Genomic DNA, 22,099 nt, shown 5'->3' with positions numbered 1-22,099 from the left:
GAATGAGCGGCTGACGCTTACTTGGCTAGAATAGCCTGATGATCCAGATCTCCGACACTGCCCAGACCCATTTCCGCAAGTTGATCGAACGCGAGGGCGTGCCCGGCATGGGCGTGCGCCTGAGCGCGGTCGACCCCGGTACGCCGCGCGCCGACGCCCGGCTGGAATTCGCCGAACCGACCGACCTGCTCGGTGACGAGTGGGCGGTGGACTGCGATGGTTTCACCCTCTATGTCGACGCCGGCAGCGTTGGCTGGCTCGATGGCGCCGAGATCGACATCGTCGCCGGCACCGCCGGTGCCCAGCAGCTGACCATCAAGGCGCCGCGCATCAAGGGCGAAGCGCCGGGTGATGCGGCCTCGCTGGTCGAACGCGTGCACTGGGTGGTGGAGAACGAAGTCAATCCGCAGCTGGCCTCGCATGGCGGCAAGGTGGCCGTGCAGGAAGTCTCGTCCGACGGCGTGGTGCTGCTGCGCTTCGGTGGTGGCTGCCAGGGCTGCGGCATGGCCGATGTGACGCTCAAGCAGGGCATCGAAAAGACCCTGATGGGCCGCGTGCCGGGCGTGACCGCCGTGCGTGACGCGACCGATCATGACAGCGGCCACGCGCCTTACATTCCGCGCGGCAACGTCGCCTGATCGCTGACGCGTGCCTCTGACCCGGGCCGAGCAACTCATTGATCTGCTGCTGGCGCGCCAGCAGCCCCGCGCCGTCCTCGAGAAGTCCACGCGCCTGCCCTATGGCTGGGCGCTGTGGCTGCGCTCGCTGGGGCCACTGCCGCGGCCGTTCCATGCCCGCGAGGTGATCGCAGTTTTCCTGCCGCGCCCGCTGCCGGGCCCGCCAGGCCAGTCGCCGCGGCTGTCGCCGTGGCAGGCGCTGCGCCGATTGTTCTGGCAAGACTGGGACGCCGCGCCGCGCGACCAGCGCTGGATGCGCTGGACCTCGGCACTGGTCAGTGCACTGCTGCACCTGCTGTTCTTCGTGCTGTTGCTGTGGGTGGCGGTGATCCGTACCAGCGCGCCGGACGAAGAGGGCACCGAGGGCGAGCGCGTGCAGGTGGAGTTCGTCGGCCGCGCGTCGCAGGAAGGCGGTGGCGATCAGCCGGGCGCCGAAGCGGCTGCGGCTGCGGCGGCAGGTCGGGTTGCGCCGGGCCAGGAGGCGGGCGCTGCCTCGGCCCCTGCGCCGCGTCCGGTGGCTGCCGAAACCACCGCCTCATCCCCGGCATCCGCGCCGACCGCCAGCGTTCCACCACCGCCGGCCGACGCCGAGCCGGCGCCGGTAGCCGCGCCGCCGCCTTCGCCCGTCCAGGCCACCGAAGTGGCGCAGGCCAGCACGGATTTCGTGGTGCCGCCGGTCAGTGTGCCGCGCACCGAAGTCAGCGTCGTGCCGCGTGACAGCACACCCGCCGTGCGCGAGCGCAGCGTGCAGCCGGTGCAGGCGCCGCCGACACCAAGCCCGGTGCGTACCCCGGAACTGGCCGTGCGCACGCCGCAGGTGCGTGACATCCAGGTGCGCGAACGCGAAGTCAGTACGGTCGACGCGCCGGTCGCTCCCCAGCCGCTGCGCAGCGCGGAAGTGCAGGTGCGCGTGCCGCAGCAGGACGTGCAGGTGCGCGAACGTGAAGTGCAGGCCGTGGCCGATCCGCAGGTGCGGATGGCGGCGGTGGCCGGGCGTGAGCCCGCCGTACGCGCGCCCACTGGCCGCGACGTGCAGGTGCGGGAACGTGAAGTGGCCTCGGCACCGGTGGCAGCGCCGGCATCCTCCAGTGGCAGTGCCACGGCGACGCCCGCGACTGCGGCCCAGGGCAGCGCGACGCAGGCGAGCAGCAGCGCGCGTCCGTCAGCATCCAGCAGCACACCCGCAAACGCGGGAGCGCGCCCGGCGCCTGATCCAGGCAACTGGGCGACGCCTGCCAAGGGCGATGACTGGGGGTCTTCCAGCCGCAACCGCGACGGCAGCAGCAACGGTACCCGCCAGGCCAGTACCGCCGGCAAGGGCAGCGGCCTGTTCAATGCCGATGGCAGCGTGCGCGTGCCTGGCCAGGAGGGCGATGGCCATGCCGCGCGCGGTGCGCCCGGCGGTGCCAACGACGGCTGGAGCAAGGAGCGCATTGCGCAGTCCGGCACTTGGCTGAAGCGCCCGCCGTACGACTACACGCCGACCTCGTTCGACAAATACTGGGTGCCGCAGGAATCGCTGCTGGCCGAATGGGTGCGCAAGGGCGTCAAGGCGATGGAGATTCCATTGCCGGGCACCAACACAAGGATCTCCTGCGTCATTTCGATCCTGCAGGCCGGTGGCGGCTGTGGCCTGACCAACCCCAACATGCAGGACCAGCCGGCCGTGGCACGACCGCCGCCGGACATCCCGTTCAAGAAGGAACTGCAGGAAGACAACGGGAGCCGCTAAAGCTTCGGCCGCGCCCGATGCGCTGGCCGGCCCGCGCTTTGGTAGATGCCGACCTTGGTTGGCACAGAAGCGCCGACCAAGATCGGCCTCTGCCAAGGCGTCAGTGCATGCCGGCCAAGGCAGTGACCTTACGCGCTCTGCGACAGGAACACCCAGAACGGTACGTCGCGGCCGACCCAGTCACGGCTGGTCTCGTCCATCACGTCCAGCAGGGTGTCGAAGTCCTTCTGCGGACCGGCGCGCAGCGCGTCCACGTCGGCCAGGAACAGCGCGTAGCCATTGGCCGGCAGCCATTGCAGGTCGCGCAGGTTGTCCGACAGCGCATCCCAGTTGCCGCCGAAACCGGCCGGGAAATCCAGCTGTGCGGCCAAACGGGCGAGCAGGGTGCGCTTGTCCGCGACGCCCTCCAGATCGATGCGGATCACTTTCAGGCCGGCATCGCGCATCGCCGCGGCCAGTGCGCCGATGTCGTCGCTGTCGATGGCGTAGACGCCGGCGTTGTTGATGTCATGCAGGCCAAGGCCGAAATCATCGTGGCTCATCACTGCGCTCCCTGGGCCGGTACGGTGAAGCTGCGGAATGACGCGTAATGGTCGTCGGTGTAGTACCACGCTTCCGGCGGATCGCCGCCGGTGACGATGCGACGCGTGCCACGCGTACGCGCGCCAGGGGTGTCGACGGTGTATTCGCGGTAGTAGCCGCGCGCGCGCTGCGGCAGCTGCTGCTCGCGGTTGCTGAAGGTACTGCCGTCCTGGCGGTGCGGGAATGGACCGCCACGCTGGATCAGGGCGATGGTCGCGCGCGCTTCGGCGGGCAGGAACGCGGGAAGTCCGCTGTCCTTGCCGGGCGAGGCGGTGGCCGGCGCGCGCGCGACAGGCGTGCCCTGCAGGTCGGGCGCGAACTGCGGCGCTGGCGGCCTTTGCAGGAAATGGTTGGCGACCAGGCCGAGCAGCAGCAGGGCGATGGCGGTGATCAGCAGCCGGGGGTTGCGCATGGGCAGGGGCGGGCGAGGGTAGTACACGCACTGTAGCGCCTGTGCGCTGCACGGTGCATGAGGAGCGCGCTGCGTCACTGCTGCGTAACAATTGCCGTCGTGCTCACTGGCAGGACGCAATTTCCTTTACATCCCCCTTGGTAATCTGGCGGTCTGTCCCCATCATTCACCGCGCACCGCCCGACATCGTCGGGTGCCCTCGCAATCAGGAGATGCATCATGGCCTACACCCTGCCCAAGCTGTCCTACGCCTACGACGCGCTGGAACCGCATATCGATGCGGCGACGATGGAAATCCATCACACCAAGCATCACCAGACCTACATCAACAACGTCAACGCGGCGCTGGAAGGCACCGAGTACGCTGACCTGCCGGTCGAAGAGCTGGTGAAGAAGCTCAAGTCGCTGCCGGAGAACCTGCAGGGCCCGGTGCGCAACAACGGTGGTGGCCATGCCAACCACTCGCTGTTCTGGACCGTGATGGCCCCCAATGCCGGCGGCAACCCGGTGGGCGACGTGGCCAAGGCCATCGACAAGGACCTGGGCGGTTTCGACAAGTTCAAGGATGCCTTCACCAAGGCCGCGCTGACCCGTTTCGGCAGTGGCTGGGCGTGGCTGAGCGTGACCCCGGACAAGAAGGTCGTGGTCGAGAGCACCGGCAACCAGGACAGCCCGCTGATGGAAGGCAACACCCCCATCCTCGGCCTGGACGTGTGGGAACACGCGTACTACCTGAAGTACCAGAACCGCCGCCCGGAATACATCGGCGCGTTCTTCAACGTCATCGACTGGAACGAAGTCGAGCGCCGTTACCAGGAAGCGATCGCCTGATCGCGTGACAGGATGACATGAGAAGGCCGGGGGAGACCCCGGCCTTTTCTGTTGCAGCAGTCGTTCGATAGTGCCGGCCGCTGGCCGGCAACCGTGCAGTACCGGGGGAGCCGGCCAGCGGCCCGCACTACTTATTCCGCGGTGGCCGTATCGCCCTGCAGGCGCAGGGTCGCCATCACACCCAGACGCAGGCCGGGCAGGTCGCCGTCGGCCGGCAGCAGGATCGGCTGCTGGCGGATGCCGCCAAAGTGCTTGACCTGGAACAGCACATCCAGGCCGTGGCCGCTGCTGCCGCCCCCACTGGCCGCCGGCGCCTCGGCACGGCCGCCGGGATTGCGCCGGGCCGGCTGGAACCCCGGCGTGCTGCGCACCAGTTCCACCGTGCTGGCCGAGAAATCGCCGGCAATCAGGCTCGGCATGCCTTCGGCGGTGGCGCCGATCCAGGTCATCAGGTCGCTGGTCTGGTGCTGGCGGGCGCTGGCCTCGTCCGGGTCCGGGCGCAGCCGCGCCACATAGATGTTGACCAGCGCCTCGCCCAGCCTCAGCCGCATCATGCCGGCCGCGCTGAAGGTGCCGGGAGGATGCAGCAGGGTCACGCCGTCCTCGCTGACCGGCAGCCGGGTCAGCATGGCGTTGCCATGCCGCAGCGGCTGGCTGGGCGGATCGGCGGTAACGAAGTCGCAGCTGTAGCGCAGCCGGCTGGCCAGCCAGCAGGCCGGGTTGCGGCCCTGCTGCTGCAGCACCTGCTGCACCGAGATCACGTCCGGCTGCAGCTCGGTCAGCAGCTGTGCGACCTGCTCGCGGCGCTGCTTCCATTGCGCGTCATCGCGGCTGGGCAGCTCCAGCGCGGCGACCGTCAGCTGCCTGGGGTCGCTCTCGCTGGCAACGGCGGCCGGCGCCTGTGGTCGTGCCTGCGCCTGCAACGCCAGCGACAGCGCAAGGCAGCTGAGCAGGAGGCGGGCGTGGGCGAGGGGGCGCATAACGATAAGTTTACGCTTTTGTCGTGCAGGTGCCGTGACTTCCGGCAGGGCCTGCACTGCCTGCCATGGATTGGCACCGTTGTCATGCAGCCCTGCAGCGTGCTTCGCAAGCCCCGGTTCCGGTAACCTTGCGCCTTTCGCTTTGCAGGAATGCCTTACAGGATGAGCCACGACGCAGTCGCCCCAATCGCCGGCCAGGGAAAGATGCCGCGCCAGATTCCGTACATCATCGGCAATGAGGCCTGCGAGCGGTTCAGTTTCTACGGGATGCGCAACATCCTGGTGCAGTTCCTGATCACCTCGCTGCTGCTGCAGGAAATCACTGCCGAAGGCCGTGCCGGTGAAGCCAAGGACATCATGCACAGCTTCATGATCGGCGTGTATTTCTTCCCGCTGCTCGGTGGCTGGCTGGCCGACAGGTTCTTCGGCAAGTACCACACCATCCTCTGGTTCAGCCTGGTCTACTGCGCCGGCCACCTGTGCCTGGCGCTGTTCGAGAACAGCCGCGAGGGCTTCTTCCTCGGCCTGGGCCTGATCGCGCTCGGTGCCGGCGGCATCAAGCCGCTGGTGGCCTCGTTCATGGGCGACCAGTTCGACCAGAGCAACAAGCACCTGGCCAAGATCGTCTTCGACGCCTTCTACTGGATCATCAACTTCGGCTCGCTGTTCGCCTCGCTGCTGATCCCGCTGGTGCTGAAGAACTGGGGCCCGCAGTGGGCGTTCGGCATCCCGGGCATCCTGATGTTCATCGCTACCTTCGTGTTCTGGCTGGGCCGCAGGCGCTACGTGCTGGTGCCGCTGCCGCCGAAGGACCCGCATTCGTTCGCCAACGTGGTGCGTACCGCGCTGACCACGCGCGTGGCTGGCCAGGGCCGTCCGGGCCTGGTGATCGCCGTGCTTGGCCTGGCGCTGGCGGTGGCCTCGTTCGGCCTGGTCGGTTCGCTGGGCATCGTGATCTGCCTGTGCCTGGCGCTGGTGGCCATCCTTGCCGGCATCGGTGGCGGCACCTGGCTGCAGCTGGACCGCGCCCGTGGCCAGCATCCGGCCGAAGCCGTGGAAGGCGTGCGCTCGGTACTGCGCGTGCTGGTGATCTTCGCGCTGACCACGCCGTTCTTCTCGCTGTTCGACCAGAAGGCCTCGACCTGGGTCCTGCAGGGCCAGCAGATGCAGATGCCAAGCTGGTTCACCGCTTCGCAGATGCAGGCGCTGAACCCGCTGCTGGTGATGATCCTGATTCCGTTCAACAACCTGGTGCTGTATCCGGCCCTGCGCCGCTTCGGCTTCGAACCGACCGCGCTGCGCCGCATGACCGCCGGCATCGCCTTCAGTGGCCTGGCCTGGATCGTGGTGGGTGGCATCCAGGTGGTGATGGACGGCGGCAACGCCATGTCGATCTTCTGGCAGATGCTGCCGTACGCGCTGCTGACCTTCGGTGAGGTGCTGGTCTCGGCCACCGGCCTGGAGTTCGCCTACAGCCAGGCACCGCAGGCGATGAAGGGCGTGGTGATGAGCTTCTGGAACCTGACCACCACCATCGGCAACCTGTGGGTGCTGCTGTCCAACGCAGCGGTGCGCAACGATACGGTCACCCACCAGATCGCGGGCACGGGCCTGAGCGAGGCGGCGTTCCTGATGTTCTTCTTCGCCGGCTTCGCCTTCGTCGCGGCGTTGGCCTTCGGTTGGTACGCGAAACGCTATCGTATGGTCGACAACTACCGTACCGCCTGAGCCTGACATGACCCCCGTCAATCTGCTGTTGATCGCCATCACTGCCATCCTGTCGTGGATGGCGTTCAACAACCGCAAGCTGGCCGACCGCCTGATCCTGTGGCCGCCGGCCATCGACCGTCACCGCCAGTACGACCGGCTGGTGACCTATGGCTTCATCCACGCCGACTGGTCGCACCTGATCTTCAACATGATCACCCTGTTCTTCTTCGGGGGATTCATCGAGAGCGTGATGGTGCAGCTGACCGGCAGCTACCTGACCTACCCGGCGTTCTACATCGGCGCGCTGCTGGTCTCGATCCTGCCCAGCTACCTGAAGAACCAGAAGAACCCGAACTACCTCAGCCTCGGGGCGTCCGGGGCGGTATCGGCGGTGCTGTTCGCCTTCATCCTGATCAAGCCGTGGTCGATCATCCTGGTGTTCTTCATCCCGGCACCGGCGATCATCTATGCCGCGTTCTACGTCGGCTACAGCATCTGGATGGACAGGCGCGGTGGCGACCGCATCAACCACAGCGCGCACCTGGCAGGTGCGGCGTTTGGCGTGATCTTCATGCTGGCCATGCAGCCGAGCATCTTCACCCACTTCCTGCGCGAACTCTCCAACCCGACCTTCCGCCTCGGCGGCGGTTGATGCGGGTAGCGGGGCGGATCGGGTCCGATCCGCCCCGGCCGGGTCAGGCTGCGGTCTGCTGACCGTAGGTATCCAGCAGGCGGGCGAACACTTCCTCGCCGATGCGCTGGAAATCCTGATCCTCGGTCTGCCCTTCCACCGCCAGTTGCAGCAGGCCCTCCAGCAGGGCGCGGTCGGTATCGGAATGGGAATTGCTGGCGTGCATGGGAGCCTCCACGGTGGTGCGCATGGTCAACGGTCGCAAGGGTCGTGCCAGCCTGGCCGTACCCCTCCATAGGCGATAGCGGCCGGCCCGCCTCCAGCTTGAGGGCGAAAACTGACGTGAATGGACTGGACTTGCCCCTGTTCAGGCTTCACGCGATCATGGCGCCCGGCTGCGCACCATCCACGCAGTCGCCGCAGGAGACAGTTCCATGGCTTCGGTCACGCCCCCCGGTCTGGCCTATGAGGTCGAGCACGACCTGGCCAACCACCGCTTCACCGCACGTGTGCGCGGACAGCTGGCGGTGCTCGATTACCAGATCAAGCGCAGGCGCATGGTCATCACCCATACCGAGGTGCCCGAGCCGATCGCCGGCCGTGGCATCGCCGGTGAGCTGACCCGCGTGGCACTGCGTTTCGCCCGCGAGCAGAAATACAAGGTGGTGCCGGCATGTTCCTACGCCGAAGCCTTCCTGCAGCGCCACGAGGAGTACCACGACCTGCTCGTTGGCTGAACGCCAGCGGGTCACGCTTCAGCCATGGCAGGCGATGATGTACAAACATGAACAGGGGATCCCGATGAAGATTGGAAACAACCGGCCACTGCGCGGCAGCGTGCTGGCCGGCGTGGTGGGCGTGCTGTTGCTGGCCGGTTGCCAGCGTGAAAGCGAGCCGGCACCGGCGACCGACGCGGCGCCCGCCGCCGAAGCCACTGCCGCAGGCGAAACGCCGGCCACGGAAGCGCCGCTGGACCTGCGCGACGTGATCGAGAACAACGAGCGCGAAGTGGTAGGCATCAGCTACCCGGCCGGTATCGACCGTTATCCGGGCCTGGCCCGCGCGCTGCAGAGCTATGCGACGAGTGCGCGCAGCGACCTGCAGCAGGCGCTGGACGGGCTGGGCAACGACAAGCCGACCATGCCCTACGAGCTGTCGCTGAGCTTCGAGAAGCTGCTTGAAACCCCGCAGCTGGTGGTGGTCAGTGCCGACGGCAGCCGCTACACGGGTGGCGCCCACGGCGAGCCGCTGGTGGCGCGCTTCGTGTGGCTGCCGCAGCAGCAGCAGATGCTCAGTGCCGACAAGCTGGTGGCCGATGCCAAGGGCTGGAAGGCGATCAGTGATTTCGTCGCCGACCAGCTGCGCGAACGCGTGGCCACCCGCCTCAGTGGCGAGGACATGGACCCGGCCCAGCTGCAGGAATCGCTGCGCAACGCATCGCGCATGATCGCCGACGGAACCGGCCCGCAGGCCGACAATTTCAGCCAGTTCCAGCCACTGACCGACGACAAGGGGCAGATCACCGCGCTGCGCTTTGTTTTCCCGCCGTACCAGGTGGGTCCATACTCGGACGGCACCCAGACCGCCGATGTACCGGCGGCGGTGCTGTTGCCTCACGTGGCCAAGGACTACGTGGAGCTGTTCGCACGCGGTTGACCGCAGTCGAGGAGGTGGCGTGGATACAGGGTTGCAGGAGCGGGTCGCCGGCCTGCTCCACGAAGCCGGGGTCCGCATCGGCGGCACCCAGCCACAGGACATCCAGGTGCATGACCCGCGTTTTTTCGCGCGGGTCATGGGCCACGGCTCGCTCGGCCTGGGCGAGAGCTACATGGAGGGGTGGTGGGATGCCAATGTCCTGGATGAATTCCTCGTCCACCTGATGCAGGCGCACCTGGATGAACGGGTGCACGGCTGGCGCGAAGTGGCAGACGCGCTGAAGGCGCGCCTGTTCAACCTGCAGGCGGGGCAGGGCAGTTACGAAGTCGGTCGCCGCCATTACGACCTCGGCAATGATCTCTACCAGGCCATGCTCGGCCAGCGCCTGGTCTACAGCTGTGGCTATTGGCGCAACGCCGACGACCTCGACGCCGCACAGGAGGCCAAGCTCGACCTGGTCTGCCGCAAGCTGGGCCTGCGCCCGGGCCAGCGCGTGCTGGACATTGGCTGCGGTTGGGGCGAAGCCCTGAAGTTCGCCGCCGAGCGCTACGGTGTCAGCGGCGTCGGCGTGACCATATCGCAGGAGCAGGCCGAGTTCGCGCGGCAGTTGTGCGCTGGCCTGCCGATCGAGATCCGCCTGCAGGATTACCGTGAACTGGACGAACCGTTCGATGCGATCTTCTCGATCGGCATGTTCGAGCACGTCGGTGACAAGAACTACGCCAGTTTCTTCGAAGTGGCCAAGCGCTGCCTGTCGCCGCGCGGGTTGCTGCTGTTGCATACCATCGGCACCAACGTCTCACGGCATCGCACCGATCCATGGATTGCACGCTACATCTTCCCCAACTCGATGCTGCCGTCGGCGGTGCAGATCACCAAGGCGTTCGAAGGCCGTTTCGTGCTGGAGGACTGGCACAACTTCGGCACCGACTACGACCTGACCCTGCAGGCATGGCGGCGCAACGTGGAAGCAGCGTGGCCGCGGCTGGATGCGCACTACGACGAGCACTTCCGGCGCATGTGGCGCTTCTACCTGGCCGGGTCGATGGCCACCTTCCGCTGCCGGCACGCGCAGCTGTGGCAGCTGGTGCTGTCGCCGGAAGGCGTGCCGGGTGGGTACGTGGCGCCGCGTTGATGGCGTGGCTGGGGTCGGAGCCCTTTCCGTCGGAAAGGGATCCGACCCCGGGGTCAGATCCCTTTTCGCAGAAGAGGGCTCTGACCCCGACCACAACAAAAAACCGCCCGGTCTCCCGGGCGGTTTTCGTTTCAGGCGACTGCGCTGGCGATCAGTTGCCGGCGCCGGTCAGGCCACGCTTTTCCAGCAGCGGTTCGATCTGCGGCTCGTGGCCGGCGAAATCGCGGAACAGCTGCATCGCGTCGACGCTGCCGCCCTTGGACAGCAGGGTGGCGCGGAAGTGGTCGCCGTTCTTGCGGCTCAGGCCGCCGTTGTCCTTGAACCACTTCTGGGTGTTGGCGTCGAGCACTTCCGACCAGATGTAGGCGTAGTAGCCGGCCGAGTAGCCGCCCATGATGTGGCTGAAGTACGGGGTCTTGTAGCGCGGCGGAACCGGCGCGTAGTAGATGCCGTCCTTCTCCAGCGCGGCGCGCTCGAACGCCATCACGTCCTTGGCCGCCGGCACCTGGTCCGGGCCGATCTGGTGCCAGTTCTGGTCCAGCATCGCCGCCCCCAGGTATTCGGTGGTGGCAAAGCCCTGGTTGAACTTCGATGCGGCAATCACCTTGTCCAGCAGGGCCTGCGGCATCGCCGAACCATTCTGGTAGTGCTTGGCGTAGTTCTTCAGGATGACCGGGTTGTCGGCCCACATCTCGTTGACCTGCGAGGGGAACTCGACGAAGTCGCGCGGCACCGAGGTGCCCGAGAAGTAGGGGTACTTCACGTTGGAGAACATGCCGTGCAGGGCGTGGCCGAACTCGTGGAAGGTGGTGTTCACCTCATCCCAGGTCAGCAGGGTCGGCTGGCCGGCCGGCGGCTTCGGGATGTTCAGGTGGTTGGCGACCACCGGCTTGAAGCCGGTCAGCTTGGACTGCGAGACGTAGGAGTTCATCCACGCACCGCCACGCTTGGAGGCGCGTGCATACGGATCGAAGATGAAGATCGCCAGCTGGCTGCCATCGGCGTCGAACACGTCGTAGACGGTGACGTCATCGTGGTAGACCGGCAGGTCGGTGCGCTGCTTGAAGGTCAGGCCGAATTCCTGGCCGGCGGCGTAGAAGACGCCGTTCTCCAGCACGTTCTTCAGTTCGAAGTATGGCTTCAGCTGCGACTCGTCGAAGTTGTACTTGGCCTGGCGCACCTTCTCGCTGTAGAAGGCCCAGTCCCACGGTTCCAGCTGGAAGGTCGGCTTGCGCGCGGCCTTCTGCTCCTTGTCGATCATCGCCTGCAGGTCGGCGGCTTCGCGCTTGGCATTGGCCACCGCGGCCGGAGCCAGCTTGCCGAGCATCGCGTTGACCGCTTCGGGGGTCTTGGCGGTCTGGTTGGTCAGGTTGTAGGCGGCGAAGTTCGGGAAGCCCATCAGCTTGGCCTTGTCGGCACGCAACTGCATGATGCGCGAGACCAGCGCGGTGTTGTCGAACTCACCGCCGCGGCTGCCGCGGGTGGTCGAGGCTTCGTAGATCTTCTGGCGCAGGGCGCGGTTGGCCAGGTTGGTCAGCGGCGGCTGGCCGGTGGTGTTGAGCAGGGTGATCACGTACTTGCCTTCCAGGCCACGGGCCTTGGCGGCTTCGGCGGCGGCGGCGATCTGCTCCTTGGACAGGCCAGCCAGCTCCTTGACGTCGTCGACAGTGATTGCCGAAGCGTTCACTTCCGACTGCACGTTCTGGCTGAACTTGGTGCCCAGATTGGCCAGTTCGGCATTCATGTCCTTCAGCGTGGCCTTGTCGGCCTCGGACAGCTTGGCGCCGGCGCGCACGTAATTGTCGTAGTACTTCTCGACCAGGCGCACGCCTTCGGCGTCCAGGCCCAGCTGGCTGCGGGTGTCGTACAGCGCCTGGATGCGGGCGAACAGCTTGCCGTTCAGCGCGATCGCATCGCTGTGCGCGGCAAACTTCGCCGAGTAGTCGGCCTGCAGCTTCTTGCGGGTGTCGTTGGTATCGGCGCCGACCAGGCTGAAGAACACGGTGGTCGCACGGTCGAGGATGTCACCGCTCTTTTCCAGCGCGATGATGGTGTTGTCGAAGGTCGGCTTGGCCTTGTTGTTGGCGATCGCCTCCACTTCCTTCAGCTGCTGCGCCATGCCGGCGTCGAAGGCCGGGGCGAAGTCGCTGTCCTTGATCTTGTCGAACTGCGGGAAGTGCAGCGGCAGCGGGCTTTCGGCGAAGAACGGGTTGGCCTGCTGGGCATTGGTGCTGGCAGCCGGGGTGGCGGCGCCGGCCGAGAAGGCGGGCAGGGCAAGGCCGAGGGACATGGCCACGGCAAGGGCAAGTCGAGTGGTCAAGGTAGAAGCTCCGGTAAGGCAAACAAGGGCCCGAGGGTAACCCGGCCGGCGGCGACTGCACTTGTGTCAAAAGGCATGTTGCCGGGGCCGGGCGCGGGTACCATGCGTTCACCGCCCACGGCCCGCTGCCATGACCACTGCCTACGATTTCAGCTTCCGTGACCTCGACGGCCAGCCGCAGGCGCTGGCCCGGTACCAGGGCCACCCGTTGCTGCTGGTGAACGTCGCCAGCCGCTGTGGCTTCACCCCGCAGTACACCGGGCTGGAGCAGCTGTGGCAGGACTACCGCGAGCGCGGCCTGGTGGTGATCGGCTTCCCGTGCAACCAGTTTGGCGCGCAGGAGCCCGGTGATGCCGCGCAGATCCGCCAGTTCTGTTCGCTGGACTATCCGGTCAGCTTCCCGCTGTCGGAAAAGATCGAGGTCAACGGCGAGGGGGCCGACCCGCTCTGGAGGTGGCTCGCGCGGGAGAAGCGCGGCGTGCTCGGCAGTGCCCGCATCAAGTGGAATTTCAGCAAGTTCCTGGTCGATCGCCAGGGGCGGGTGGTGTCGCGGCATGCGCCCACCACCCGGCCGGAGCAGCTGCGCGGCGAGATCGAAGCGCTGCTGTGAGGTCGTGCCGGCCGCTGGCCGGCAACCCCGTGGGCCAGGAAGAGCCGGCCAGCGGCCGGCACTACCGTTGCAGCATCATTTCTCGACGAACGCGCGCTCGAACACGTAGTGGCCCGGCTGGCCGATGCGCGGCGAAACCTGGAAACCACGGGCATCGAGCACAGCACGCAGGTCGGCCAGCATCTGCGGGCTGCCGCAGATCATCGCGCGGTCGTTTTCCGGGCTCAGCTCCGGCAGGCCGAGGGTGCGCTGCATCTGGCCGCTTTCCATCAGCGAGGTCAGGCGGCCCTGGTTGGCGAACGGCTCGCGGGTGACGGCCGGGTAGTACAGCAGCTTGTCGCCGATCATCTCGCCCAGGAACTCGTGCTCACGCAGCTCCCTCTCGAAGTAATCGCGGTAGGCCAGATCCTTTTCGTAGCGCACGCCGTGGCAGAGGATCACCTTCTCGAAGCGCTCGTAGGTCTCCGGGTCCTTGATGACCGACAGCCACGGCGCCATGCCGGTGCCCGTGCCCAGCAGGTACAGGTTCTTGCCCGGGTGCAGGTCGCTGATCAGCAGGGTGCCGGTGGGCTTCTTGCCGACCAGCACCTTGTCGCCTGGCTTGATGTGCTGCAGGCGCGAGGTCAGCGGGCCGTCCTGCACCTTGATGCTGAAGAACTCCAGATGCTCTTCCCAGTTGGCGCTGGCGATGGAGTACGCACGCAGCAGCGGCCGTGCCTCGGTTTCCAGGCCGATCATCACGAACTGGCCGTTCTCGAAGCGGAAGCCGCTGTCGCGGGTGGTGGTGAAACTGAAGTAGGCGTCGGTCCAGTGACGGACCTCAAGCACCGTTTCGGCGCCAAAAGCGGAGGACATGGGCGTATCTGTCAAAAGTCGTCGGGGGAATTCTATCTCAAATGAGACGGGTTCTCATTGGGCGGAACGAGAGGCGTTCTCAGCGGTAACCCGCCGCCTGCAGCTCGAACAGCTCGGCATAGCGGCCGCCCTGTGCCATCAGCTGGGCGTGGGTGCCACTGGCCTCGATCCGGCCATCGGCCAGCACCAGGATGCGATCGGCCATGCGGACCGAGGAAAAACGGTGGGAAATCAATACGGCGGTGCGATTATCCGCCAGTTCCCTGAACCGCTGGAACACCTCGAACTCACTGCGCGCATCCAGTGCTGCCGTTGGCTCATCCAGGATCATCACCTGCGCATTGCGCATCCATGCGCGGGCAATGGCGATCTTCTGCCACTGGCCACCGGACAGGTCCACGCCCTGCTTGAAACGGCGGCCGATCAGCTGGTCGTAGCCACCGGGCAGCTCCTCGATCACTTCCTCGGCCATGCCGCGGCGCGCGGCGTCGGCGATGCGCGCCCGGTCGTCCATGGCCTCGACCTGGCCGACGCCGATGTTCTCGCCGGCGCTGAGGTTGTAGCGCACGAAGTCCTGGAAGATCACCCCGAGGTTGGCGCGCAGGTCGTCCAGGTCGTAGTCGCGCAGGTCGCGGCCATCGAGCAGGATACGGCCCTCGTCCGGTTCGTACAGGCGTGCCAGCAGCTTCACCAGGGTGGTCTTGCCGGCGCCGTTCTCGCCGACCAGGGCCAGCACTTCGCCGGCCTGCAGCTGGAAATCAAGGTGGCGCACCGCCCACTGTTCGGCATCGGGATAGCGGAAGCCGACGTTCTCGAACACGAAGCCCTGGCGGATCGGCTGCGGCACGCGTATGGCGCCTTCGCGCGAGTGGATTTCCGGCTCGATCTGGAAGAACGAGAACAGGTCGTCCAGGTACAGCGCCTGGCTGGCCACCTGCGAGAAGCCGATCAGCAGGCCTTCCAGCAGTTGGCGCAGGCGCAGGAAGCTGCCGGCAAGGAAGGTCAGGTCGCCGATCGAGAAATCGCCGCGCACCGTGCGCCAGGCGATGTAGGCGTAGGCGGTGTAATAGCCCAGCGTACCCAGCGCAGCCAGCAGCGTGCCCCAGAACGCGCGGCGCCGTGCCAGGGCGCGGTTGGCCTGGAACAGCGCCACCGACAGGCGCCGATAGCGCTCGACCAGGAAGCGGTGCAGGTTGTAGATCTTCACTTCCTTGGCCGTTTCCACGCTGGCACCGAGCTGGCGCAGGTAGTCGAGCTGGCGGCGCTCGGGCGTCCATTGGAAGTTGAGGCTGTAACCGGCCGCGTTGAAGTGCGATTCGCCGATGAAGGCCGGCACCAGTGCCAGCGCAAGCAGCAGGATCAGCCACGGCGCGTAGACCAGCAGGCCGACGGCGAGGCTGGCCACGGTGATCGCGTCCTGCACCTGGCCGAACAGCTGGCTCATCAGGTTCATCCGGCCCATGGTCTGGCGCCGCGCACGGTCCAGCTTGTCCTGCAGGTCCGGGTCCTCGAAGTCCTCCAGATCCAGCGTCGCCGCGTGTTCCATCAGCCGGATGCTGGTGACGTTGGCGAACAGCTCGGAGAGCAGGGCATCGGCGTAGCTGACCAGCCGGCCGAGCAGGTCCGAGGCGATGGCCAGGCCGAATTCCAGCGCCAACAGGCCCAGCAGCGGATTGAGCATGCCGCTGGACAGCGCCTCGCCCAGCGGCGGGAAACCGGCGTCGTGCTGGCTCAGGTGCAGGGCGCTGTCGATGATCAGCTTGCCGACGTACAGCATCGCCACCGGCAGCAGCGCACGGATCAGGCGCAGCCCCAGGCTGGCCAGGGTGAGCGCGGGGCTGGTCTGCCAGACCATGCGCAGGAACGGCGGCAGGTTGCGCATCGCCTTGAAGCGCTGGCGCAGGCTGGGTTTCTTCGCGGCGGCAGCGCCAACGGGGGGGATGGCAGGCATGCGCGTATTGTGCGCGCGTGATACGTGCAGGGGGAGTCAGTGCAGCCGTGTTGCCGGCACCGGGGTCAGATCCCTTCGCGAAGCGAAGGGATCTGACCCTCCTGCATCCACGCATTGCGTGGACCCACCCCGCCAACTCACAGTAGTGCCGGTTTTTGATGTTGCTCTGGTTGTTGCCTCTGCGGGTGCCGGGCGGCAGCCCGGCCAGCCCCCTTTACGGCAGCGGCGGCAGCAACCCCGCACCGAGGCGGTTCCAGGCATTGATCACCGCGATGCCCATGCTCAGGTCACTGATGCCCTTCTCATCGAAGTGCGGTGCCAGGGCATCGAACGCGGCCTGCGACGGCGCGCCGTCGGTCAGCCGGGTCAGCGCCTCGGCCCAGCCCAGTGCCGCGCGCTCGCGTTCGTCGAAGAAGCGGCTCTCGTGCCATGCCGGCAGCGTGTCCAGCTTGCGCGGCTCGATGCCGCCCTTGCGCAGCGCGGTGCCGTGCATGTCCATGCAGTAGCCGCAGCCGTTGAGCTGCGACACGCGCAGGAACACCAGTTCCATCAGGGTCGGATCGATCGAGCTGTCATGCACGGCCTGGCTGGTGGCCAGCAGGCCCTTGAAGGCCTCGGCGGCCAGGCGGGTGTAGGGGACGCGGGGAGAGGCGTGGTCGGACATTTTCGGCTCCACGGCGGCCACGGTGGCCGCCTTTCACTACCAGGACGCCGTACCGTCATCGCGCGTGACAACACCCGGCAGCTTTTCCGGATTCAACACGCTGTACACGTTGGCGATGCGGCCATCGACCACCTCGATGGTGGTGACCGAGTGCAAGCGATCACCGACAAAGCGCAGGATCGCCGGCTCGCCGTTGACGTAGCCCAGCTGGGCGGGATGCACCGCGCCGCGGCGGGCGATGGCCCAGAACAGGCGGCCGATGCGTTCGGCGCCCAGCAGCGGCCGCACCGCCGCAGTGACCACGCCACCGCCGTCGGAAACCAGTACCGCGTTGGCGTGCAGCAGGGCCTGGATCGCTTCGCTGTCGCCGCGCTGCGAGGCCTCCATGAAGCGCGCCAGCAGCTGCCGGTGCTGGCTGGCATCGGCATTGAAGCGCGGTCGTCCGGCCTGCAGGCGTTGCCGGGCACGGTGCACCAGCTGCCGGCAGTTGGCCTCGCTGTGGCCGATCAGCTCGGCGATCTGACGGTAGTCGTGGTCGAACGCCTCCTTCAGCAGGAAGGCGGCGCGTTCCTCCGGGCCGAGCTGTTCGAGCAGGGTCAGGAAAGCGACCGAGACGTCGTCGGCCAGCGCATGCAGCTGGGCCGGACCGGGCGCCGGGTCCGGCTCCAGGGTGACCGCCAGCGGTTCGGCCAGCCATGGGCCGACGTAGTGGACGCGCTCGCGCTTGGCCGCACGCAGCCGGTCCAGGCCGAGCCGGGTGGTGGTGGTGACCAGCCAGGCCTCGGCATCGCGGACGGCCGCAGGATCGGCGCCGGACCAGCGCAGCCAGGCGTCCTGGACCACGTCTTCGGCGTCGGTGCGGCTGCCGAGCAGGCGGTAGGCCAGCGCCATCAGGCGCGGGCGGAGGGTCTGGAAAGCGGTTTCGGCGTTCATGTGGGCAAGGACGCCGCAGTGGCGCGTGGCGTGACAGAGGAGGCGGGGTCAGATCCCTTTCCCAGGGAAAGGGATCTGACCCCTGACTCTACCTGCGGCCGGGGGAGGGGGTAAAATGGGCGGATTACCCCCGCCAGCCTCGAGCAAGCGAGCAAGACGTGACATCGATCAAGCAGGAAGACCTCATCCAGTCCATCGCCGACGCGCTGCAGTACATCTCGTACTACCACCCGGTCGACTACATCAAGAACCTTGCCGCCGCCTACGAGCGCGAGGAGTCGCCGGCCGCGAAGGAAGCGATGGCGCAGATCCTGATCAATTCGCGCATGTGCGCCGAGGGCCACCGCCCGATCTGCCAGGACACCGGCATCGTCACCGTTTTCCTGGAAATCGGCATGGACGTGCGTTGGGATGACGCCACCATGGGCGTGGAAGACATGGCCAATGAAGGCGTGCGCCGCGCCTACATGCACCCGGACAACAAGCTGCGCGCCTCGGTGCTGGCCGATCCGGCAGGCAAGCGCATCAACACCAGGGACAACACCCCGGGCGTGGTCAACGTCAAGGTGGTGCCGGGCAACAAAGTCGACGTGATCGTCGCCGCCAAGGGCGGTGGTTCGGAAGCGAAGACCAAGTTCGCCATGCTCAATCCGTCCGACTCGATTGTCGACTGGGTGCTGAAGACCGTGCCGACCATGGGCGCCGGCTGGTGCCCGCCGGGCATGCTGGGCATCGGCATCGGTGGCACCGCCGAGAAGGCGATGCTGCTGGCCAAGGAAGCGCTGATGGAGCCGATCGACATCACCGAGCTGCAGGCCCGTGGTGCGTCCAACCGCATCGAGGAGCTGCGCCTGGAGCTGTACGAGAAGGTCAACGCGCTGGGCATCGGTGCGCAGGGCCTGGGTGGCCTGACCACCGTGCTCGACATCAAGATCAACGACTACCCAACCCACGCGGCCAACCTGCCGGTGGCGATGATCCCGAACTGCGCGGCCACCCGCCATGCGCACTTCACCCTGGATGGCAGCGGCCCGGTGATGCTGGACCCGCCGTCGCTGGAAGACTGGCCGAAGCTGACCTACGACGCATCCAAGGGCACCCGGGTGGACCTGGATACGATCACCCCGGAAGACGTGGCCAGCTGGAAGCCGGGCCAGACCCTGCTGCTCAACGGCAAGCTGCTCACCGGCCGCGACGCCGCGCACAAGCGCATGGTCGACATGCTCAACAAGGGCGAGCAGCTGCCGGTCGATCTGAAGGGCCGCTTCATCTACTACGTCGGCCCGGTCGATCCGGTGCGTGACGAAGTGGTGGGCCCGGCCGGCCCGACCACGGCGACCCGCATGGACAAGTTCACCGAGCAGGTGCTGGCACAGACCGGCCTGCTGGGCATGGTCGGCAAGGCCGAGCGCGGCCCGGCCGCGATCGAGGCGATCAAGAAGCACAAGTCGGCCTACCTGATGGCCGTCGGTGGCTCGGCCTACCTGGTGTCCAAGGCGATCAAGGCGGCCAAGGTGGTCGGTTTCGCTGACCTGGGCATGGAGGCGATCTACGAGTTCACCGTGCAGGACATGCCAGTGACCGTGGCCGTCGACTCCGCCGGCGAATCGGTGCACAAGACCGGCCCGCGCGAGTGGCAGGCCCGCATCGGCAAGATTCCGGTGGTGGTGGAGTAATTCCCGCACGCTTCGGTCCGGACAACGGCGCCCCTGTGGCGCCGTTGCTGTATCTGGAGGCAGGATTAACACGCCTGTAGCCCTGGCTCTGCTACGGTCGGCACACCCTCGCACAGGACGTGTCCATGGCCCTGCATCGCTTCATCGTGGCCGGCGTGCTGCTGGCCCTGGCCGGCTGCAGCACCCCGGCGTCGTACGAAGGCGCGGATTTCCCTGCATCGGCGCAATGCCGCATGCAGTGCCAGGCCGGCTATCGCAGCTGCATGGCGCAGAATGACTCTCTCGGCAGCCGCCAGAGCAATTGCGAGCAGCGGATGGTGCCGGCGCCGGACAAGCGCTGCAAGGACGTGGACAACCCGGACCTGCGCCGTGCCTGCGAACTGAAGACGCATGACTGCACGCTGCGCGCGCCGATGATGTCCTGTGGCGAGCGCCGCGATACCTGCATGAGCAGCTGCGGCTGAGCGACGGCTCCCGCACGGGCGCATAATCGGCCGGCCCACCTGCACAGGATCCGCCGCATGAGCACCACGCTGTATGGTTCGACAAGCACCGCCGCGCTGGTGGTGCACTGGCTGCTGATCGAGCTCGGCATCGAGCACGAGTTGGTGCTGCTGGATTTCGACGCGCGCGAGCACAAGTCGGCGGAGTACCTGGCACTGAATCCGGCCGGCGTGGTGCCGACGCTGCTGATCGATGGCCTGGTACTGACTGAAGCGGCGGCGATCGCCCTGTACCTGGCCGACCGCCATCCGGACGCCGGTTTGTTGCCGGCACTGGGCACGCCGCAGCGCGCCGATGCCTACCGCTGGATGTTCTGGTGTGCCAATACGTTGCAGCCGGCCTATCGCGCCTGGTTCTATCCGCACGAGGTGGCGGGCGAGGCAAACGTGGAGGCCAGTCGCGAGATGGCGCGACAGCGCCTGGAAGCGGCCTGGCAGCATGTGGCCACGCACCTGCTGGCGCATGGGCCCTACCTGCTGGGCGCCACGCCCTGCGTGGCCGACTACATGCTGGTGATGCTGATGCGCTGGTCGCGCAACATGCCCAGGCCCAGTGACACCTGGCCGTCGCTCAAGGCACATGCCACCTCGATGAAGGCGCGCCCGGCGTTCGCCGAGGCCTACCGCCGCGAAGGCATCACCGACTGGCGCTAACCAGAAAAGGGGACGGAGGGGATTAAGTCGTTTGTGCACAAACGACTTAATCCCCTCCGTCCCCTTTTCCGTTACAGGATCTCCAGCACCGTTTCCGGCGGGCGGCACAGCCGTGTGCCCTTGGGCGTGCGCACCACGGGGCGGTTGATCAGGCGCGGGTGTTCGGCCATCGCAGCCAGCAGGGTGGCATCGTCGGCATCTTCCAGCCCGAGTTCGGCGAACTGGGTCTCCTTGCTGCGCACCAGGTCGCGCGCGCTCAGGGCCGACTCGGCCAGCACCTGGCGCAGCGTGGGCGCGTCGGGTGGGGTGCCCAGGTACTCGATCACCACCGGGTCGAAGCCCGCATCGCGGATCAGCTTCAGTGCGCCGCGCGAGTTGCTGCAGGCCGGGTTGTGCCAGATCGTCACGTCCATCAGAACCACTCCAGCAGCGACACGCCCACGCCCACATAGGTGGCCTTGTGGTTGTAGTCGATCATGCTCTCGCCATAGCCGTCGAAGACCTGCACATGGCCACGCAGCAGATTGCTGATCGGAAAGCCGTAATCCAGCTGCAGTGCACCGTGGGAGCGGCTGCCGGTGCGCAGCGAATGACGCGCCATCAGCGCGACTTCATGCCCGTTGCGGTTCCAGATCAGGGTCGCGTCACCCCGGCCCATGTAATCCTCGATGTCCGGATTATTGTCTTCGCTGCGGCTTTCCGGGATGCGGTACCACGGGCGCAGCACCAGCGCCCAGTTCTCGCGATCCAGGCCGATGTTGAGCATGACCCGGTTCCAGCTTCGCGAGAGCGGATCGGCCCGTCCGTTGGACTGGTGGTTGAGGCTGATACCGGTCATGCGCCCGCGCCAGCCACCGATCGAGTAGCCGTTGCGGAACACCATCATCACTTCGGGTTCGTAGTTGGTTTCGCGGAACGGGCGCGAATCCTCGCTGTTGTAGGCCTGCCAGCGCGAACTCTGGGTGTAGCCAGCCCAGATGTCGCCGTTGTCGCCGAACAGGTTCTCGGCGATCTTGGTCTTGAAGCTGATCTGGAACTTCAGCTCGGTACTGTCGAGTACCTGCGGGGTCGTCACGCTGTTGGCCGGGTTCGGCGAATGCGGCGTGGTGTTGCGGTCGCTGGTCCAGAACGCCGGCAGCAGGTACACCGGCTTGTAGGCACGCAGCTGGAAGGGCCCCAGCTTGGAGTCCTCGGCCAGCTCCCAGCGGCTATCCAGCAGCGAACCGCGGCCAGCATTGGCCAGCGCGCTGTCCGGTGCCGCCGGACGGAACAGGTCGCTGACCCGCTCGCGCAGCTTTTCCTCGCCCTGGCTCACGCGCGCGGTCTGTCGTTCCTCGCGGCGCGCCTGCGCAGCCGATTCGGCGGCGGCATCGGCGGCGGCGGTGGCCTCCGGGGTATGCCCGAAGAGGCGGTCATAGCAGGCCAGGCGGGCCGCGTCGGTGGTGATCGCCGCGCAGGCGGCCGGCGAGGTGTCGGCGCTGGGCGCGAACTCCTGCGCAGCCAACGGTGCACTGGCCAGGGCAAGCGCCAGCGGTGCCAGACGGGGAAACAGCGTGGGGAGGGTCATTGCAGCAGGCCCTTCGATGG

The 22,099-nt window shown here is 66.9% G+C and carries 23 protein-coding genes; 12 read left to right on the top strand and 11 right to left on the bottom strand.

The features are described 5' to 3' along the window. Positions 1-38 precede the first annotated feature (38 nt). Both AC5QAB_RS00655 and AC5QAB_RS00650 read left to right on the top strand, forming a co-directional pair. Positions 39-638 carry an NfuA family Fe-S biogenesis protein gene (locus tag AC5QAB_RS00655; protein ID WP_014037813.1) on the top strand — a complete coding sequence of 200 codons (600 nt, stop codon included), beginning with the start codon at positions 39-41 and terminating at the stop codon, positions 636-638. Between the two features lie 10 nt (positions 639-648). Then, entirely contained in the window at positions 649-2,409 is a 1,761-nt protein-coding gene (locus AC5QAB_RS00650; protein WP_053495369.1) for a hypothetical protein, read from the top strand. A gap of 128 nt (positions 2,410-2,537) precedes the next feature. On the opposite strand, the gene AC5QAB_RS00645 is transcribed toward AC5QAB_RS00650, so the two are convergent. Both AC5QAB_RS00645 and AC5QAB_RS00640 read right to left on the bottom strand, forming a co-directional pair. Then, positions 2,538-2,951 (bottom strand): barstar family protein, encoded by a 414-nt coding sequence (locus AC5QAB_RS00645; RefSeq protein WP_014647739.1) that lies wholly within the window; start codon positions 2,949-2,951, stop codon positions 2,538-2,540. Then, positions 2,951-3,403 carry a guanyl-specific ribonuclease gene (locus AC5QAB_RS00640; RefSeq protein ID WP_032958882.1) on the bottom strand — a complete coding sequence of 151 codons (453 nt, stop codon included), beginning with the start codon at positions 3,401-3,403 and terminating at the stop codon, positions 2,951-2,953. Before AC5QAB_RS00640 ends, AC5QAB_RS00645 begins: the two co-directional genes overlap by 1 nt. A gap of 219 nt (positions 3,404-3,622) precedes the next feature. Between AC5QAB_RS00640 and AC5QAB_RS00635 the strand changes: the two genes are divergently transcribed. Beyond that, complete coding sequence (locus AC5QAB_RS00635; protein WP_005410310.1) at positions 3,623-4,234, top strand: superoxide dismutase; 612 nt, start codon at positions 3,623-3,625, stop codon at positions 4,232-4,234. Positions 4,235-4,365: 131 nt separating this feature from the next. Here AC5QAB_RS00635 and AC5QAB_RS00630 read toward each other — a convergent pair whose 3' ends face one another. Next, a complete protein-coding gene (locus tag AC5QAB_RS00630; RefSeq protein WP_164109477.1) occupies positions 4,366-5,214 on the bottom strand; it encodes an endonuclease/exonuclease/phosphatase family protein in 849 nt (282 codons plus the stop codon). A gap of 162 nt (positions 5,215-5,376) precedes the next feature. Between AC5QAB_RS00630 and AC5QAB_RS00625 the strand changes: the two genes are divergently transcribed. Together AC5QAB_RS00625 and AC5QAB_RS00620 are read left to right on the top strand one after the other, a co-directional pair. Continuing rightward, positions 5,377-6,942, top strand: coding sequence for a POT-type proton-dependent oligopeptide transporter (locus AC5QAB_RS00625; protein ID WP_134809087.1), 1,566 nt, complete (start codon positions 5,377-5,379; stop codon positions 6,940-6,942). Between the two features lie 7 nt (positions 6,943-6,949). Beyond that, positions 6,950-7,576: a rhomboid family intramembrane serine protease gene (locus AC5QAB_RS00620; RefSeq protein ID WP_014647735.1), complete on the top strand. Its 627-nt coding sequence runs from the start codon at positions 6,950-6,952 to the stop codon at positions 7,574-7,576. Positions 7,577-7,619: 43 nt separating this feature from the next. Here the strand turns inward: AC5QAB_RS00620 and AC5QAB_RS00615 are convergent, their stop codons facing one another. Continuing rightward, positions 7,620-7,781, bottom strand: coding sequence for a hypothetical protein (locus AC5QAB_RS00615; protein ID WP_014037806.1), 162 nt, complete (start codon positions 7,779-7,781; stop codon positions 7,620-7,622). A gap of 208 nt (positions 7,782-7,989) precedes the next feature. Between AC5QAB_RS00615 and AC5QAB_RS00610 the strand changes: the two genes are divergently transcribed. The 3 genes from AC5QAB_RS00610 to cfa are packed head-to-tail and all read left to right on the top strand — an operon-like array spanning position 7,990 to position 10,346. Then, positions 7,990-8,292: a GNAT family N-acetyltransferase gene (locus AC5QAB_RS00610; RefSeq protein ID WP_006455911.1), complete on the top strand. Its 303-nt coding sequence runs from the start codon at positions 7,990-7,992 to the stop codon at positions 8,290-8,292. 37 nt (positions 8,293-8,329) lie between these two features. Then, positions 8,330-9,211 carry a DUF3298 and DUF4163 domain-containing protein gene (locus AC5QAB_RS00605; RefSeq protein ID WP_050483531.1) on the top strand — a complete coding sequence of 294 codons (882 nt, stop codon included), beginning with the start codon at positions 8,330-8,332 and terminating at the stop codon, positions 9,209-9,211. A gap of 19 nt (positions 9,212-9,230) precedes the next feature. Next, on the top strand, positions 9,231-10,346 hold the full coding sequence (cfa, locus tag AC5QAB_RS00600) for a cyclopropane fatty acyl phospholipid synthase (protein WP_049405890.1): 1,116 nt from the start codon (positions 9,231-9,233) through the stop codon (positions 10,344-10,346). A gap of 151 nt (positions 10,347-10,497) precedes the next feature. On the opposite strand, the gene AC5QAB_RS00595 is transcribed toward cfa, so the two are convergent. After that, entirely contained in the window at positions 10,498-12,666 is a 2,169-nt protein-coding gene (locus tag AC5QAB_RS00595) for a M3 family metallopeptidase (RefSeq protein WP_014647732.1), read from the bottom strand. A 130-nt stretch (positions 12,667-12,796) separates the two neighbouring features. Here AC5QAB_RS00595 and AC5QAB_RS00590 point away from each other — a divergent pair, with 130 nt between their 5' ends. Continuing rightward, on the top strand, positions 12,797-13,276 hold the full coding sequence (locus tag AC5QAB_RS00590) for a glutathione peroxidase (protein WP_014647731.1): 480 nt from the start codon (positions 12,797-12,799) through the stop codon (positions 13,274-13,276). Between the two features lie 75 nt (positions 13,277-13,351). Here the strand turns inward: AC5QAB_RS00590 and AC5QAB_RS00585 are convergent, their stop codons facing one another. The 4 genes from AC5QAB_RS00585 to AC5QAB_RS00570 form a co-directional block, all read right to left on the bottom strand. Further along, positions 13,352-14,131 (bottom strand): ferredoxin--NADP reductase, encoded by a 780-nt coding sequence (locus AC5QAB_RS00585; protein WP_014647730.1) that lies wholly within the window; start codon positions 14,129-14,131, stop codon positions 13,352-13,354. Between the two features lie 79 nt (positions 14,132-14,210). Then, positions 14,211-16,082 carry an ABC transporter ATP-binding protein gene (locus AC5QAB_RS00580; protein WP_075076679.1) on the bottom strand — a complete coding sequence of 624 codons (1,872 nt, stop codon included), beginning with the start codon at positions 16,080-16,082 and terminating at the stop codon, positions 14,211-14,213. A gap of 214 nt (positions 16,083-16,296) precedes the next feature. After that, positions 16,297-16,746 carry a carboxymuconolactone decarboxylase family protein gene (locus AC5QAB_RS00575; RefSeq protein WP_032958889.1) on the bottom strand — a complete coding sequence of 150 codons (450 nt, stop codon included), beginning with the start codon at positions 16,744-16,746 and terminating at the stop codon, positions 16,297-16,299. Between the two features lie 36 nt (positions 16,747-16,782). Continuing rightward, entirely contained in the window at positions 16,783-17,679 is an 897-nt protein-coding gene (locus tag AC5QAB_RS00570) for an RNA polymerase sigma-70 factor (RefSeq protein ID WP_197562176.1), read from the bottom strand. A 158-nt stretch (positions 17,680-17,837) separates the two neighbouring features. On the opposite strand from AC5QAB_RS00570, the gene AC5QAB_RS00565 reads away from it, so the two are divergent. The 3 genes from AC5QAB_RS00565 (at position 17,838) to AC5QAB_RS00555 (ending at position 20,512) form a co-directional block, all read left to right on the top strand. Continuing rightward, on the top strand, positions 17,838-19,355 hold the full coding sequence (locus AC5QAB_RS00565; RefSeq protein ID WP_014647726.1) for a fumarate hydratase: 1,518 nt from the start codon (positions 17,838-17,840) through the stop codon (positions 19,353-19,355). Positions 19,356-19,480: 125 nt separating this feature from the next. Then, a complete protein-coding gene (locus AC5QAB_RS00560; RefSeq protein WP_046431623.1) occupies positions 19,481-19,819 on the top strand; it encodes a hypothetical protein in 339 nt (112 codons plus the stop codon). A gap of 57 nt (positions 19,820-19,876) precedes the next feature. Beyond that, on the top strand, positions 19,877-20,512 hold the full coding sequence (locus tag AC5QAB_RS00555) for a glutathione S-transferase N-terminal domain-containing protein (RefSeq protein ID WP_197562175.1): 636 nt from the start codon (positions 19,877-19,879) through the stop codon (positions 20,510-20,512). 71 nt (positions 20,513-20,583) lie between these two features. Here the strand turns inward: AC5QAB_RS00555 and arsC are convergent, their stop codons facing one another. Continuing rightward, positions 20,584-20,925, bottom strand: a complete 342-nt coding sequence (gene arsC / locus AC5QAB_RS00550; protein WP_197562118.1) for an arsenate reductase (glutaredoxin) — start codon at positions 20,923-20,925, stop codon at positions 20,584-20,586. Next, the gene (locus tag AC5QAB_RS00545; RefSeq protein ID WP_197562119.1) at positions 20,925-22,079 is read right to left on the bottom strand and encodes a phospholipase A; all 1,155 of its coding nucleotides are present in this window, start codon (positions 22,077-22,079) and stop codon (positions 20,925-20,927) included. The genes arsC and AC5QAB_RS00545 overlap by 1 nt, the downstream gene beginning before the upstream one ends. Between the last annotated feature and the right edge of the window lie 20 nt (positions 22,080-22,099).

Source organism: Stenotrophomonas sp. YJH_SMC_127 (genome assembly GCF_059372445.1).
This window is presented reverse-complemented; position numbering and strand designations above follow the sequence as displayed.

Coding starts and splice junctions, on each gene's coding strand:
- arsC (WP_197562118.1), bottom strand. CDS start 20,925: ATGGACGTGACGATCTGGCACAACCCGGCCTGCAGCAACTCGCGCGGC.
- AC5QAB_RS00655 (WP_014037813.1), top strand. CDS start 39: ATGATCCAGATCTCCGACACTGCCCAGACCCATTTCCGCAAGTTGATC.
- AC5QAB_RS00560 (WP_046431623.1), top strand. CDS start 19,481: ATGGCCCTGCATCGCTTCATCGTGGCCGGCGTGCTGCTGGCCCTGGCC.
- AC5QAB_RS00625 (WP_134809087.1), top strand. CDS start 5,377: ATGAGCCACGACGCAGTCGCCCCAATCGCCGGCCAGGGAAAGATGCCG.
- AC5QAB_RS00635 (WP_005410310.1), top strand. CDS start 3,623: ATGGCCTACACCCTGCCCAAGCTGTCCTACGCCTACGACGCGCTGGAA.
- AC5QAB_RS00575 (WP_032958889.1), bottom strand. CDS start 16,746: ATGTCCGACCACGCCTCTCCCCGCGTCCCCTACACCCGCCTGGCCGCC.
- AC5QAB_RS00570 (WP_197562176.1), bottom strand. CDS start 17,679: ATGAACGCCGAAACCGCTTTCCAGACCCTCCGCCCGCGCCTGATGGCG.
- AC5QAB_RS00645 (WP_014647739.1), bottom strand. CDS start 2,951: ATGAGCCACGATGATTTCGGCCTTGGCCTGCATGACATCAACAACGCC.
- AC5QAB_RS00620 (WP_014647735.1), top strand. CDS start 6,950: ATGACCCCCGTCAATCTGCTGTTGATCGCCATCACTGCCATCCTGTCG.
- AC5QAB_RS00590 (WP_014647731.1), top strand. CDS start 12,797: ATGACCACTGCCTACGATTTCAGCTTCCGTGACCTCGACGGCCAGCCG.
- AC5QAB_RS00555 (WP_197562175.1), top strand. CDS start 19,877: ATGAGCACCACGCTGTATGGTTCGACAAGCACCGCCGCGCTGGTGGTG.
- AC5QAB_RS00605 (WP_050483531.1), top strand. CDS start 8,330: ATGTACAAACATGAACAGGGGATCCCGATGAAGATTGGAAACAACCGG.
- AC5QAB_RS00640 (WP_032958882.1), bottom strand. CDS start 3,403: ATGCGCAACCCCCGGCTGCTGATCACCGCCATCGCCCTGCTGCTGCTC.
- AC5QAB_RS00630 (WP_164109477.1), bottom strand. CDS start 5,214: ATGCGCCCCCTCGCCCACGCCCGCCTCCTGCTCAGCTGCCTTGCGCTG.
- AC5QAB_RS00580 (WP_075076679.1), bottom strand. CDS start 16,082: ATGCCTGCCATCCCCCCCGTTGGCGCTGCCGCCGCGAAGAAACCCAGC.
- AC5QAB_RS00610 (WP_006455911.1), top strand. CDS start 7,990: ATGGCTTCGGTCACGCCCCCCGGTCTGGCCTATGAGGTCGAGCACGAC.
- AC5QAB_RS00615 (WP_014037806.1), bottom strand. CDS start 7,781: ATGCACGCCAGCAATTCCCATTCCGATACCGACCGCGCCCTGCTGGAG.
- AC5QAB_RS00545 (WP_197562119.1), bottom strand. CDS start 22,079: ATGACCCTCCCCACGCTGTTTCCCCGTCTGGCACCGCTGGCGCTTGCC.
- AC5QAB_RS00585 (WP_014647730.1), bottom strand. CDS start 14,131: ATGTCCTCCGCTTTTGGCGCCGAAACGGTGCTTGAGGTCCGTCACTGG.